The sequence below is a fragment of the Peribacillus sp. SIMBA_075 genome (genome assembly GCF_046534585.1).
Window position 1 is genome coordinate 1 of record NZ_JAWRYN010000055.1, and the last position, 14,425, is coordinate 14,425.

Consider the following 14,425-nt stretch of genomic DNA (forward strand, 5'->3'; position numbering starts at 1 on the left):
GGTTGTGGCGAAGTGGTTAACGCACCTGATTGTGGTTCAGGCATTCGTGGGTTCGATTCCCATCAGTCGCCCCATTTCGCGGGTGTAGTTTAGTGGTAAAACCTCAGCCTTCCAAGCTGATGATGAGGGTTCGATTCCCTTCACCCGCTCCAAATATGGGCCTATAGCTCAGCTGGTTAGAGCGCACGCCTGATAAGCGTGAGGTCGATGGTTCGAGTCCATTTAGGCCCACCATATTCATATTGTTCCGCAGTAGCTCAGTGGTAGAGCATTCGGCTGTTAACCGAACGGTCGTAGGTTCGAGTCCTACCTGCGGAGCCATGGGGAAGTACTCAAGAGGCTGAAGAGGCGCCCCTGCTAAGGGTGTAGGTCGCGCGAGCGGCGCGAGGGTTCAAATCCCTCCTTCTCCGCCATTTGGCCCGTTGGTCAAGCGGTTAAGACACCGCCCTTTCACGGCGGTAACACGGGTTCGAATCCCGTACGGGTCATAACAAAAAGGGAAGCATACATACATGTATGCTTCTTTTTTTTATTTTTTTTCATTGATATAATTATCCTTTTGATTATAGGGAATGTCTCCAAGACGGGAATCATTCCCTTCATCTAGTGTATTTTCATATAGCTTTTGCTTTTTGTTCGGCATATTCACCCTATTTTCCGCTTCGATATCATTTGCGGCAAATCCTTCATAGTCTTCAGGAAATCCATTCGTTTCACCTTCGGTTTTATAAAGACCATTATAATTGTCATGATCACCTGTGTAATCAGATGGCGTTTCGGATGTACCGAATTTGGCGACTTCACCAAAGCTATCTTCTTTATCAACTATTTCATTTCCATGACGATTTTCAAAATCATCACCCTTGGATGGGATCAGTATATCTTCTTCCACCGGTCGGTCTTGTGCAATTGGTCGTTCCGGGGCATGCTCGACACAGTAGAGAGTGCTTGGAATCGCTTCAAGTCTATCGATAGGGATTTCTATATTGCAGGTTTTACAATGGCCATACGAACCCTCTTCTATGGCATTCAATGCTCCTTCTATTTTATCCATTTCAGATTGTGCATGCTCATCAAGTGCTTGGTTCCGTTCCATCTCGAATAATTCGGTTCCAAGATCAGCAGGATGATTATCATAAGATGATAATTCCCCAACAGATTCCGTCTGGCTTTTATCAAGAACGGATCGTTCATCATTTTGAATCCTATTTCCAAGTTCAGCTTTTTCTTGAAGCAGTACTTTTCTGAATTTATGCATTTGCTGTTTCGTTGCCATATCCATTCACTCCTTCTAAAGTCCATATCTCATTTTATATTTTTATGATGGTTGTATTATCTATTACCCGAATCGGAGTATAGGAAAACAAAATGGAACGGAAGATAAAAAAAGGACTGAGCGGGTAGCTCGGTCCTTGAAAATTATATAAGATAGCTGATGAATAAACCAATGGCCATAAGTAAGCCAAAGAAGGTGTTCGTTTGGGCCGTTGCTTTCATTGCCGGTACCATCGTGATCGGCTGTGTTTTACCAACGAATCCTTTGACTGCGGCCATGGCTTTCGGGATGCTAAGGAAGGCAAGGAGAATCCACGCTGTTACATTTCCAGTAAGGACTAATCCAACCAGCCATAGATAAGAGAAGGCAAACATGATTGCCATGAATGTCAGGGCGTTTTTCCTGCCCATCACTACAGGCATCGTTTTGCGGCCATGTGCCTTATCTCCATCGTGGTCACGGAGGTTATTGGATAAGTTGATTAACCCGACCAATATTCCACTAGGGATGGCAATTAAGATGGCTGTTGAAGATACATAACCGGTTTGGATGAAAAAGGCAATCAGGATGATCAAAAAGCCCATGAACAAACCAGAAAATAGTTCCCCGAATGGTGTATATGAAATGGGTAGTGGACCGCCTGTATAAAGGTAGCCAACAAGCATGCAAACCAGTCCTACTGCTGCAAGCCACCAAGATGATGCGGCACAGATATAGATTCCAAGTATCAGGGCGATGGCATACATGCCAAGTGCCAAGGTCATGATGAGTTTTGGGGTCATCCCATGACGCACGATCCCGCCACCGATGCCTACGGATTCCTCCGTATCCAAGCCTCTCTTGAAATCATAGTATTCATTGAATAAATTAGTTGCAGCTTGAATCAGGATACTTGCAATCATCATGGCAGCGAATAGTAGCCAATTCACTCCATCTTCCAAGAGTGCAATCACAGTTCCAAGTAAGACTGGGACAAAAGCTGCGGTTAGTGTATGTGGACGAATTAACTCCCACCAAATCTTCCAGGTCCGTTTAAGGGGAAGTCCGTCGTATTCTGTTTGCATTATTTCTCTCCTCAAAATCATTATTGGTTCTTTCGAAATTATAACAAATATTGAAATGTTGCACAAAAGGTTATCCTAATAAGTGTAGGAAAACTGGGGAAGTGTGTCAATTGGATTTCATGAAGATTCTCTTCCAAAATCAAGGATATTTCTCTTCATTCGCTAAGATTCATATAATAAGGAAAAAAGCAGGCATGAATCGTTCGGTAAAGGGGCGTTTTATTGACATGAGGTTGAAGGGAGGTGTATCTTTAAATAGGTTAAAAAGCTTTTAAAATGTACATTTGGGGGGATTTTCTTGGCTATCTCAGAAGAAACTGAACAGTTTCAGGGACTGGCTTCAGCTATACAAAAGGCGAAGGACTTGAATGATCAAGTTCTATTCAGTCATATTAAGAAAGTTAATTGCAACAACCCCCTTTCATTTTATCAAGCTGGAAGAGAACGGTACGCGGGTGAACGCTTTTTCTGGGAGGACCCTGCAAAGGAAATAACCATCACCGGTTTAGGCACTGTTAAGAAACTCAAAGCGGCATCGAATGCCGAACGTTATAGAGAAGTCGAAAAGAGCTGGATCAAACTGCAGAATACTGCTGTCAAAACGGGATTGACCGATGTAGAAGCGACCGGTCCTTTACTGTTTGGGGGCTTTTCTTTTGATTATGAAACTAACAGTACGCTCCTTTGGAATCAATTCGGGGACAACCTGTTTTATATACCTGCCTTCATGCTTTCAAAAGTGGGGAAACAAGCTTACTTAACGACAAACTTACTTTGTTCGCCTGATGATTCAGAAAAACTCTTCATAGATATGATAAATGAACGGGAAGCCTTCCTTTTCAAAAGCCTGGACGGCACTGGATTGGTTCCTAATGCCTTGGTTTTGCAGAAGGAAGTCAAACCTGAGGAATGGAAGCGGACGGTCGCAGAGGCTGTTCAGGAAATCAAGACGACAGATCTCGACAAGATTGTTTTGGCAAGGGAGCTTCGAGTTGTTTTCGAGCGTTCCATCGATTCAGGGAAAGTGCTTGAGCAATTGATTGCTGAGCAGCCATTAAGCTATATTTTCAGTTTGGAAGCTGGTGGTGACTGTTTTGTCGGTGCCACTCCCGAACGTTTAATTAAGAAACAGGGAAATGAAGTTTTCTCTACCTGTCTTGCTGGATCGATGGGGCGAGGGAAAGATGAGCAAGAAGATGTTTGTCTTGGTGAAGAATTGCTTCATGACCAAAAGAATTTACAAGAGCACCAATATGTCGTGTCGATGATATCAAATGCCTTTGATTCTGTATGTAAAAAGGTAATGGTCCCGGCCGAACCGAAACTTATGAAAAACCGTCATATCCAGCATTTGTATACACCGGTCCGCGGTATATCCAAGGAAGGTGTCACGATTTTTGAATTCGTCGAGAATCTCCATCCTACACCCGCCATGGGCGGACTTCCAAAAGAAAAGGCCGTTGTCCGGATTCGGGAAATGGAAGGTCTTGAGCGCGGCTTTTATGCGGGACCATTAGGCTGGGTGGATACGTATGGAAATGGGGAATTCGCCGTAGGGATACGTTCTGCCCTAATACAGAACAATGAGGCATCGCTCTTTGCGGGGTGCGGCGTAGTTGAAGATTCGGCTCCCGAAAGTGAGTTCCGGGAAACGGGGATTAAATTCAATCCGATGCTAAGTGCTTTAGGAGGAAATCTTAATGAATGACCGAGATGCATTGACAGCGTATGCTGCTTCATTTGTCGATGAGCTGGCACAAAATGGGATGAAGCATGTGGTTGTGAGCCCAGGTTCGCGATCCACTCCCCTAGCTTTGTTGTTAGTGGAACATCCTGATATCGAAATTCATATTAATGTGGATGAGCGTTCGGCTTCTTTTTTTGCCCTGGGTTTGGCTAAGGCCTTAAAAGAACCTGTCGGACTTCTTTGTACATCCGGTACAGCGGCTGCAAACTTTTACCCTGCCGTCATCGAGGCTTACTATTCAAGAGTGCCGCTAATAGTGCTGACCGCTGATCGTCCGCATGAATTGCGTGATGTCGGTGCCCCACAGGCAATCGATCAAATTCATCTGTACGGGAGACAAGTAAAATGGTTTGTCGAAATGGCACTTCCTGAAAGTACAGATGAGATGATGCGGTATGCAAGGATGATCGGTGCAAGGGCAGTGGCTACAGCGGCAACTGAACCTGCAGGGCCAGTACATTTGAATTTCCCGCTTCGAGAACCATTGATTCCGGATCTGGAGCAAGCAAAGGGATATAGGCAAAATAAAATGACGCCTGCAGTGTTGATTGATAGTGGAGAACGGTCACTGTCCGCATCACAAATAGATGCTGTTGCATCTACTTTGTCACAAGCTAAGCAAGGTATGATTGTATGTGGCGAATTACCGCATCCAGGGATGAAGGAAGCAATCAAAGCATTAGCGGATAAACTTGCTTTTCCGGTATTGGCTGACCCTCTTTCCCAGTTAAGGAGTGGGAGCCACGACAAAGCCATCATTATTGATGCGTATGATACGTTTCTACGCGATGAAGCGGCAAAAGCGGCTTTCAGGCCGGACGTGATTTTACGTTTTGGGACAATGCCTGTTTCTAAACCCTTATTGTTATTCATGAAAAAACAAAAACAAGCAATCACTTTGGTCGTCGATGGCGGAGCGGGCTGGCGAGAACCAGCCGGATTGGCATCGAACATGATTTACAGCGAAGAGAAAGATTTCTGCCAGCGTGTTTGTGAAAAAGTTACTGATGCCTCAGATGATAAATGGCTTGGCTTATGGCAAACTGTCAACGTAGCAACGAAGAATGCCTTAGCTTCCATCAGGGATGAAGAGGAATTAAGTGAAGGCAAGCTGTTCTCCCTGCTTGCTGATATGTTGCCATTGGAATCCACCTTATTTGTCGGGAATAGTATGCCCATACGAGATTTGGATACATTCTTTTTGAATAATGGAAAAGGAATCAAAACCTTTGCAAACCGTGGGGCGAATGGCATCGATGGGGTCGTTTCCACTGCTCTTGGAGTAAGTACGGTTTCGAAAAATACAGTACTGGCAATCGGGGATTTAAGCTTTTTCCATGATATGAATGGCTTGCTTGCAGCAAAACTTCAAAAACAAAATATCACCATATTGCTGATTAATAATGATGGGGGCGGCATTTTCTCCTTCTTGCCACAGGCGAATGAGAAAGAACATTTCGAAATGCTATTCGGTACCCCTCATGGGCTTGATTTTTCCCATACTGCAAAGCTGTATGGAGGTAAATACAACAAGGTGCAAAATTGGGATGAGTTAAAGAAGGTATTTACAGAGTCATTTGGAATTCAAGGTCTGAAAATCATTGAGGTGCCGACCGAAAGGGAGTCCAATTTACAAAAGCATCGAAATTTGTGGAGTTTTGTTTCCCAGGAAATAAAAATGGTGTTAGACAGGGAAATATCATGAATATTGTCAGCAAGGATGTCACTTATGCTGTTGAAATAACGGGAAATGGAGAACCTCTTGTACTTTTGCATGGATTTACGGGAAATCGGGATACATGGAATTTCCTCATTCCGCTATTGTGTGATAGGTATACAATGATCATGGTCGATATCATCGGCCATGGCATGTCTGCGTCACCGGCCGATCATCGAAGGTATGGGATGGAGCGGGTGGCTGAAGATATCAAGTACATTTTGGATGAGTTACATTTCCCGAAAGCCCATATCCTTGGATACTCGATGGGCGGCAGGCTTGGATTGGGATTTGCCTGTTTGTATCCTGAGTATGTTGATACATTGATATTGGAAAGCGCTTCACCAGGCCTTTTAACAGAAGAGGAGCGGGAAATCCGAAGGCAAAATGATAGGAAGCTTGCTGAAAGGATTCTTGAAAAGGGCATGGAAGCTTTTGTGGATCAATGGGAAAACATCCCGCTGTTTGAAAGTCAAAAACGGTTGCCGGCCAAAACCAGGTCAGCCATTCGGGAGCAGAGGAAGGCAAATGTCCCAGCCGGCCTTTACAATAGCCTCCTTGGTATGGGGACCGGCAGTCAGGCTTCTTACTGGGAAGACCTGAAAAACCTTGATTTCCCTGTGCTTCTTGTAACCGGTGAACTCGATCCTAAGTTTTGTGAAATTGCGGACTCGATGAAAAAAAAGCTGAAGCAGGCTGAATGGAAAATAATAAATGATGCCGGACATGCGATTCATGTGGAAGATGGAGAAAAGTTTGGTAAAATAATAAGTGAGTTTTTGAAGCGAAATCGGAGGAGGAATTAAAATGACGGTACAATGGGAAACAATACGTGAGTATGACGAAATTTTATATGAAAAATATAACGGGATTGCGAAAGTGTCCATCAACCGACCGCATGTACATAATGCATTCACGCCAAAAACGACTGCTGAAATGATTGATGCATTCGCAAGGGCGCGTGATGATTCCAGCATAGGTGTCATAATTTTAACTGGTGTAGGCGGCAAAGCATTCTGTTCAGGCGGAGACCAGAAAGTACGCGGGAATGGCGGATATGTAGGTGAAGATAACATTCCACGTCTAAACGTTCTTGATTTGCAGCGTTTGATTCGTGTAATTCCAAAACCGGTCGTAGCGATGGTTGCAGGATATGCAATTGGTGGCGGTAATGTCCTGAATGTGGTGTGTGACTTGACGATCGCTGCTGACAATGCAGTATTTGGACAAACTGGACCTAATGTGGGGAGCTTTGATGCCGGTTATGGCTCTGGCTACCTGGCACGTATCGTGGGCCATAAAAAGGCACGTGAAATCTGGTACCTATGCCGTCAATACAATGCCCAGGAAGCATTGGATATGGGATTGGTAAACACGGTGGTACCTTTAGACCAATTAGAAGCGGAAACCGTTAAATGGTGTGAAGAAATGCTTGAGAAGAGCCCAACTGCACTTCGTTTCTTGAAGGCGGCGATGAACGCTGATACTGATGGCCTTGCAGGTCTTCAACAATTGGCTGGTGACGCTACACTTTTATACTATACAACTGAAGAAGCAAAAGAAGGCCGCGATGCATTCAAAGAAAAACGCAATCCGGACTTTGGGCAATTCCCTCGTTTCCCTTGATGAAACGCGTGAAATGATGAGACTGACAGCTTGGCGGATAATCGCCGGGCTGTTTTCTATATCAAATGGAGGAGGATAAGCAATCATGGCAGAAGAAAAGTTGCCGAACTGGCTGAAAAATCGGGCGCATCTTTCACCAGATCGCCCGGCAATTGAATTTGAAGGCCATACGTATAGCTTTCTTGAACTGCATACATTATCGGAGAAGATGGCTGGCAAGCTGGCAAGCATTGGTCTGAGGGCTGGCGATTCATGCGCGGTTTTACTCCGTAACCATATTGATGGTGTTGTCGTTATCCACGCACTATTTTATCTCGGTGTGAAAATTGTGATGCTGAATAATAAGTTAACGGCAAAAGAGTTGGCCTGGCAGATTGAGGATAGTGAGACTTCCTATCTTGTTTCAGAAGGTTCCTTTTCCGAAAAACTCTCGGAAATTGGTTGTATTCTCCCGAATTTACACCTTCACTTAATGGAAGAATTGCCGGATGAAGGAGCGGCAGAGATTCTTCAAGAGTTTTATCTTGAGGATACGGCTACGATCATGTATACCTCAGGTACGACAGGAAATCCAAAAGGTGTGATCCAAACCTTCGGCAACCATTGGTGGAGTGCTGTCGGGTCGGTGCTGAACCTTGGATTGCATGAAGGGGATTCTTGGTATTGTGCAGTTCCGATCTTTCATATTAGCGGCTTATCCATCCTGATGAAAAATGTGATTTATGGCATGAAGGTCGTTTTGGCTGAACGGTTCGACGAACGGGAAGCAAACCTGAGCATCAAGGAAAATGGCGTGACGATCATTTCGGTCGTGACGGCGATGGTGAATAGGATGTTACAGGATTTGAAAGGAACAAGCTATCCAGAAGCTTTTCGCTGTATGCTGTTAGGCGGCGGCCCAGCACCCGTTCATTTACTTGAAGTATGTAAGGAAAAAGGGATTCCAGTCTATCAGACGTATGGGATGACAGAAACGTCCTCACAGATTGTGACACTTGCACCGGAATATAGCATGGCAAAAATCGGATCAGCGGGAAAACCTTTGTTCCCTTCGCAGTTACGGATAGAGAAAGACGGCAATATTTGTGAACCGGGTGCAGTGGGGGAAATCGTGGTTTCAGGTCCGAATGTGACGAAAGGCTATTTTAATCGAATGGACGCTACACTGCAGGCTATTACCGATGGATGGCTATATACAGGGGACCTTGGTTATCTGGATGAAGAAGGCTTTTTGTATGTGCTAGACCGACGCTCGGATTTAATCATATCCGGCGGTGAGAATGTCTATCCGGCTGAGGTTGAAAATGTCCTTTGTAAGCACCCTGATATTTTCGAAGCGGGTGTGACGGGGATTGACGATGAAAAATGGGGACAGGTTCCACTCGCTTTTGTCGTCTTGCATCAAGGCGCTGAGACTAATGAGAGTGAACTGCTGGAGTATTGCAGAGAATATTTGGCGGCCTATAAAATTCCCCGGAACGTGATTTTTTGTCAGGAGCTTCCCCGTAATGGAGCGAGCAAGCTACTGAGAAGGGAACTGAAGAAGAGAATGGGGGAATGGCAATGAAGTTATCCTCCATTTCACTAAAGCTCGTTAAGGCCCCGTTGAAGCGGCCATTTAAGACGCATCTCGAAACGGTATCCGACCGGGAAGTGATAATTGTCGAAGCCATGGATGAAGATGGATTGATTGGATACGGGGAAGCGGTGCCTTTTGCAAGTCCTTGGTATACCGAGGAAACGATCAAAACATGCTTTCATATGTTGGATGACTTCTTAATACCGTTGACATTGGCAGGCCGGATTAGGCATCCTGATGAGCTGCCTAATTTATGGAGCGGAATCAGACGGAATGCGATGGCGAAGTCAGGTTTGGAACAGGCAATACTTGATCTATATGCGAAGCAGAATGGCGTCTATCTCGGACGGCTTTTTGGCGGCGAACGAAGTGAAGTGGCCGCTGGTGTTGTCGTTGCATCCAATGATATTGAAGACGCGATGCACCAGATTGAGGATTTTTCAAAATCTGGTTATCAGCGATATAAAATAAAAATCAATCCTCATAATGATCTGGAGTTTTTATCGGAAATCCGTCGGGCCTATCCAGATATCCCGCTAATGGCAGATGCCAATTCAGCGTACACGCTCGATGACATCCCACATCTGCAGAAGCTTGATGTGTTTAAGCTGATGATGATTGAGCAGCCGCTGGGACATGACGATATTGTTGAACATTCCATTTTGCAGAAACAGCTGCAGACACCCATTTGCCTTGATGAAAGCATAAACTCATTTCATGATGCCAAAAGTGCGCTGTCACTCGAGAGCTGTGGGGTGATCAACATTAAGATGGCAAAAGTCGGCGGCTGGACAGAAGCTGTCAAGATCCATGATCTATGCTTGGGAAATGATGTGCCCGTTTGGTGCGGGGGGATGATTGAATTTGGCATATCGCGTGCACATAATATCGCTCTTGCCACATTAAAAGGATTCACGATTCCCGGGGATATATCATCCTCATCCCGCTATTGGGAAGGGGATATAATCGATCCGGAAGTCATTGTCAAAAATGGTATGATCCAGGTTCCTGATAAAGCGGGAATCGGTTTTGCCATCAATGAAAAGCGGCTAAAGGATTTGACTACATATAGTAAACTTTACAGGTGAAAAAAATCAAAGGAGGTGCTTGGCCCGCCTCTTTTGAATCCATATTGCAGATTCCCCCCCGTTTTATAATAATCCCCCTAGCTCGCAGTAATATATTATTCGCTGCATGCCTTCTAAAAAAACCATTTAATACATTTTGGACGGAAATCCCACCCTTTTAGAAAATGATTTTAATAGAATACTTACAAATATCAGTTTGTGGACAAAAGCAGGTTTGATAGGTCACACCCCGAATCATGGTGTTAAGAAAACTCGGTTACTCCTGCCGAATAACTGGCTACGGGACCCCGCAGGCGCTTGCTTTGATGAGGCATGGCAGACAGTCTATGGAAGGGGAGCGGGTTTCTGAAATCACTGGAGCTTTTTTAATTTGTCTACATTCTGCAAATATTTTGCATCTCCAGCATTCCTTTTATAAAACGGGATTTTAGTGAAGGGAAATCATTTAAATGGCCCGATCAGTCAGATATTTTTTTGGAAAATGGGGCTTTGACTATTTTTTCTTTATTGGATTATTTTGTATAATGAAATAAAAGGATGGCAACTAAGGGATAGGGAGGGGAGAGTATATGAAAAGACCGTACCTTATTGCGGAAATTCTATTAAGAAGAGGCATGCCGGACTATGTCATTAAAGAAGTGACGGCGTTGGCGGAGTGTGAGCTGTTTCTTTTGAAGAGAAAGTGGGGCATATATGATCGAAAGACGGGAGCGTGAATGAATGAAAGTTAAAGGGAACCGTTTTCGGTTCTGGCCGGTCCCCATGCGATTTAAGTTTTTCTAAGCCGGTACCTATTAACTGGACGGCCGATGCTGCCATACTGGACGTCAAGCTGAAGGACTTCTTCGCCGTGCAAGTATTCAAGATAGCGCCTTGCTGTAACTCTGGCGATTCCTATTCCATCAGCCACTTCTTCTGCCGATAAAGATCCAGGCTGAGTTTTTATGAATCTCGTCACTTGCTCAAGAGTAGCTCCATTCAATCCTTTAGGAACATCATATTTCGGACTCGTTTCAGAAGGAGTCTTATTTTGAAAGAGAATTCGGTCGAGCTGATTTTGAGAGATTTGATGGTCAGGTTCAACCTCCATCCGAAAAGCAAAATATTGTTCAAGTGTATGTTTTAGCCTTTCGAATTTAAATGGTTTGATTAAATAGTCAAAAGCCCCGTTCTGTATCATTTTTCGGATCGTTTTCTGGTCATTGGCCGCCGAAATGATGATGACATCCACATCAATTTGCTCTTTTCTGATTTGATAAAGTGTATCGACCCCGTTTAAAGAGGGCATGAAGATATCCAAAATGACAAGATCGGGTTTAATCTTCCTGATTTTCACCAAACCTTCAAGCCCATTTGAAGCTGTATCAACGACTTTAAAGGCGGGCAGGCGCTCGATGAACTGTTTGTTAACCTCTTGGACCATTGGGTCGTCCTCAATTAAAAGTACACGAAATTCTTTAGTCATTTTGGTTCTCCTCTATATCGTGCATGGGAAAAGAAATAAAAAAGCTTGTCCCTTCGTTAGGGCGTGTCGTGAATTTCATTTCGCCGTTCGCCTTTTTAACAATTTGGTCTATTAAATAAAGACCAATTCCTGATCCTTCCGCACCTTTTGTTGTAAAACCATATTCGAATATATCTTTATGAATGTCCTCGGGAATACCAGGTCCATTATCCTCAAGCACGATTTGACAATGCCGTTCATCTTGGTAAATGGATAGATAAACCTGTTTTGTTTCTTCTGCACAATGCTTTAGGGAAGCGAACGAATTTTCGATCAAGTTTCCGATTATCAAAACAAAATCGTGATGATCCATATCAGCTGGGAATTGGTCCAATTTCGTGTGCTTGTCCATGATGAGTTCGATTCCGAGTTCCCTTCCCAAGGAGATCTTACTTAATATAAGACCCACTAAATTATCATCGTGAATGTGCTTCGTTAAAAACCTGGTCAGTTCCTCTTGCTCTTCCGTGATTTGAAAAATATAATGCAGTGCTTCGTCCAGATTACCTAGCTGGATCAATCCTGCTATCGTATGGAGTTTGTTCATATGTTCATGGTTCTGAACGCGCAGGGCTTCAACGAATGCTTTGACACTGGTCAACTCTTCAGCTAGCTTCGTCACATCGGTGCGATCCTGGAAAATGGCAACGGCGCCTATCGTTTTATCCGCAATCTTTATTGGTACCCGGTTGCTTACAATATTCCTGTTTTGAACGGATATTTCCTGATTGAAGATGGGGGATGTCCGGTCGAGCACTTCTGGCAGCCGGGTATCATTTATTATATCATTGATATTCTTGCCAATGACTGGACCGTTGATATTGAGCATTTGCTTAGCCTTTTCATTGAAAATCGTGATTTTTTGATTATTATCTATGGCGATGACCCCTTCATGCATGGCATTGAAGGCAGCGGTCCTTTCAACCAACATCCGTGATATTTCATGCGGTTCAAGTTGGAAGGTCTCTTTTTTTATCCGTCTGGCCAAGAGCCATGAGCCGCATACACCGAATAGGAGTGTAAGGATAAGGATAATCGCGATTTCACTTTTCAAATCCTTTATTAATTCCGGTATCGTCGGCAGGATGTTCCCAACCAGTACAACGCCGATTTGCTCGTTATCCTTATCAAGGATCGGGACAAAGGCGCGAACGGAAATGCCGAGTTCGCCAGCCGCCTTTGAAAGGTATTCATGTTCAGCGAACGCAGGGCTTTCGTCATTGCTGCTAGATGGGGTCCCCAATTGTCTGAACACCGGGTGGGAATAGCGTATATGCTGATTGTTGAGCACAACAATATAATCCGCTTGATGGATTTTCCTTAAGTTTTCAATCATCGGATTGAGTTGCGTCCATCCTTCAGGCTCACGGACCAATCTTTGTACTTCAGGGAGTTCGGCAATGGTGTGTGCAGTGATCATGGAACGTTTGCCGATTTCATCTTCCCTGACTGAAACGATATTTCCAAATATAAAAATCCCGCCTATAAGTATCGAAAAAGCGACGATTACGAATGATAGCAGGGTAATTTTAAATTGAATGGGCATATGAAAGGATTTATCCATTGTTGTTCCTCCATTACTTCTATACTTAATAGTAACAGAAGTTCTATCTATTTTCGCTACTTTTTCCCGCATTGTATTACGACAGCAAAAAGGCTGTGATAGAATAGTGATAATGTGAAGTGAGCGGTAGGGAGTTGTCGATATGCGTGCATTATGGGGGTATTTCGTTTTAATTGGCATGGGGCTGTTGATAGCAGTTTATATATCGTTTCAATCGTTCTTTACAAGCTTCGGTTTCAATTTGCCAAAGGATGAGGAGCAGGTGGGGATGAAGGATCAAATCGTGATTAAGTTCAGTCATGTCGTTGCCGAAAATACGCCTAAGGGGCTAGCTGCGAACCGATTTGCCAAACTTGTCGATGAATATACAGATCATCGTGTCAAAATTGAAGTTTACCCTAATCAATCATTATATAGTGATCATGAAGAAATTAATGCGTTACAAGAAAACAAGGTGCAGATGATTGCTCCAACTACATCTAAGATTACGAATATATCAAAAAAATGGATGCTATTGGACCTCCCTTACGTCTTTCCAACGGACACTGCGCTAAAGGAAGCTTTGAATGGAGAAGTGGGGGAAGAGCTGCTTAAGCAGCTGAATTCCATGGATATCGAGGGACTCGCATTTTGGTCGAATAACTATAAACAGATTACAAGCAATAAACCGATACGGCATCCAAGCGATTTTGCGGGAAAGAGTTTTAGAATCATGCCAAGTGCAGTCCTGGCAAGCCAATTCAGGCATTTTGGGGCGAAAACATCGGAGCTGGAGTTTAATGAAACGTTTAAAAGCCTTGAAATCAATAAAACGGACAGCCAGGAAAATACGATCTCGAATATCTATTCCAAGAAATTATATGAGGTGCAAAAATATTTAACGATCAGTGATCACGGGTATTTAGGGTATGTCGTCATGATAAACAAGCCGTTTTGGGACAATCTCCCGTTGGATATTCAGCAGCAAATCAAACGGGCGATGGATGATACGACGAAATGGTTATGGATCAAATCAAATGAATTGAATCAGAAACAGCTTCTGGAAATCAAGCAAAAATCGAATATCGACATCTATACATTGTCAGATGATGAAAAGAAAGAGTGGATGGATGAAATGACGGTCATCTATCCGGAATTCGAATCCACGATTGGCACGGAATTGATGACGAAAATGGAAAAAATCCGCGAGAAGCATTTAAATGAATAATGAATAATGAAAATGGGCTCAAGAGCTTCGACTTTTGAGTCCATTTTTTTATT

At 43.8% G+C, this 14,425-nt stretch carries 12 protein-coding genes and 5 tRNA genes; 13 read left to right on the forward strand and 4 right to left on the reverse strand.

Annotated features, from left to right (window positions below; translation table 11 throughout):
- The first annotated feature begins 78 nt into the window (after nt 1–78).
- The 5 genes from SB775_RS24435 (at nt 79) to SB775_RS24455 (ending at nt 488) form a co-directional block, all read left to right on the forward strand.
- A tRNA-Gly gene (locus SB775_RS24435) sits at nt 79–152 on the forward strand.
- Between the two features lie 5 nt (nt 153–157).
- Nucleotides 158–234, forward strand: a tRNA-Ile gene (locus SB775_RS24440).
- Between the two features lie 12 nt (nt 235–246).
- Nucleotides 247–321 (forward strand) — tRNA-Asn (locus SB775_RS24445).
- A 1-nt stretch (nt 322) separates the two neighbouring features.
- Nucleotides 323–413: transfer RNA gene (locus SB775_RS24450), tRNA-Ser, on the forward strand.
- Between the two features lie 3 nt (nt 414–416).
- A tRNA-Glu gene (locus SB775_RS24455) sits at nt 417–488 on the forward strand.
- Between the two features lie 41 nt (nt 489–529).
- Here SB775_RS24455 and SB775_RS24460 read toward each other — a convergent pair.
- On the reverse strand, nt 530–1,276 hold the full coding sequence (locus SB775_RS24460; protein ID WP_410863736.1) for a TraR/DksA C4-type zinc finger protein: 747 nt from the start codon (nt 1,274–1,276) through the stop codon (nt 530–532).
- 143 nt (nt 1,277–1,419) lie between these two features.
- On the reverse strand, nt 1,420–2,340 hold the full coding sequence (locus SB775_RS24465) for a 1,4-dihydroxy-2-naphthoate polyprenyltransferase (RefSeq protein ID WP_061465341.1): 921 nt from the start codon (nt 2,338–2,340) through the stop codon (nt 1,420–1,422).
- 298 nt (nt 2,341–2,638) lie between these two features.
- Here SB775_RS24465 and SB775_RS24470 point away from each other — a divergent pair, with 298 nt between their 5' ends.
- From SB775_RS24470 to SB775_RS24500, 7 genes are all read left to right on the forward strand, one after another.
- A complete protein-coding gene (locus tag SB775_RS24470) occupies nt 2,639–4,048 on the forward strand; it encodes an isochorismate synthase (protein WP_284469425.1) in 1,410 nt (469 codons plus the stop codon).
- Nucleotides 4,041–5,792, forward strand: a complete 1,752-nt coding sequence (gene menD, locus SB775_RS24475; protein ID WP_410863738.1) for a 2-succinyl-5-enolpyruvyl-6-hydroxy-3-cyclohexene-1-carboxylic-acid synthase — start codon at nt 4,041–4,043, stop codon at nt 5,790–5,792. The genes SB775_RS24470 and menD overlap by 8 nt, the downstream gene beginning before the upstream one ends.
- A complete protein-coding gene (gene menH, locus SB775_RS24480; RefSeq protein WP_410863740.1) occupies nt 5,789–6,610 on the forward strand; it encodes a 2-succinyl-6-hydroxy-2,4-cyclohexadiene-1-carboxylate synthase in 822 nt (273 codons plus the stop codon). Before menD ends, menH begins: the two co-directional genes overlap by 4 nt.
- A gap of 1 nt (nt 6,611) precedes the next feature.
- Nucleotides 6,612–7,430 carry a 1,4-dihydroxy-2-naphthoyl-CoA synthase gene (menB, locus tag SB775_RS24485; protein ID WP_061465337.1) on the forward strand — a complete coding sequence of 273 codons (819 nt, stop codon included), beginning with the start codon at nt 6,612–6,614 and terminating at the stop codon, nt 7,428–7,430.
- An 85-nt stretch (nt 7,431–7,515) separates the two neighbouring features.
- A complete protein-coding gene (locus SB775_RS24490) occupies nt 7,516–8,997 on the forward strand; it encodes an o-succinylbenzoate--CoA ligase (RefSeq protein WP_410863741.1) in 1,482 nt (493 codons plus the stop codon).
- Nucleotides 8,994–10,097 (forward strand): o-succinylbenzoate synthase, encoded by a 1,104-nt coding sequence (gene menC, locus SB775_RS24495; RefSeq protein ID WP_089362648.1) that lies wholly within the window; start codon nt 8,994–8,996, stop codon nt 10,095–10,097. The genes SB775_RS24490 and menC overlap by 4 nt, the downstream gene beginning before the upstream one ends.
- Nucleotides 10,098–10,666: 569 nt before the next feature.
- On the forward strand, nt 10,667–10,813 hold the full coding sequence (locus tag SB775_RS24500) for a hypothetical protein (protein WP_155727454.1): 147 nt from the start codon (nt 10,667–10,669) through the stop codon (nt 10,811–10,813).
- Between the two features lie 53 nt (nt 10,814–10,866).
- Here the strand turns inward: SB775_RS24500 and SB775_RS24505 are convergent, their stop codons facing one another.
- Nucleotides 10,867–11,562 (reverse strand): response regulator, encoded by a 696-nt coding sequence (locus tag SB775_RS24505; protein ID WP_089362649.1) that lies wholly within the window; start codon nt 11,560–11,562, stop codon nt 10,867–10,869.
- Nucleotides 11,555–13,165, reverse strand: coding sequence for an ATP-binding protein (locus tag SB775_RS24510; RefSeq protein ID WP_061465333.1), 1,611 nt, complete (start codon nt 13,163–13,165; stop codon nt 11,555–11,557). The genes SB775_RS24505 and SB775_RS24510 overlap by 8 nt, the downstream gene beginning before the upstream one ends.
- Nucleotides 13,166–13,307: 142 nt before the next feature.
- Between SB775_RS24510 and SB775_RS24515 the strand changes: the two genes are divergently transcribed.
- Nucleotides 13,308–14,372, forward strand: coding sequence for a DctP family TRAP transporter solute-binding subunit (locus SB775_RS24515; protein ID WP_410863743.1), 1,065 nt, complete (start codon nt 13,308–13,310; stop codon nt 14,370–14,372).
- Nucleotides 14,373–14,425: the final 53 nt, after the last annotated feature.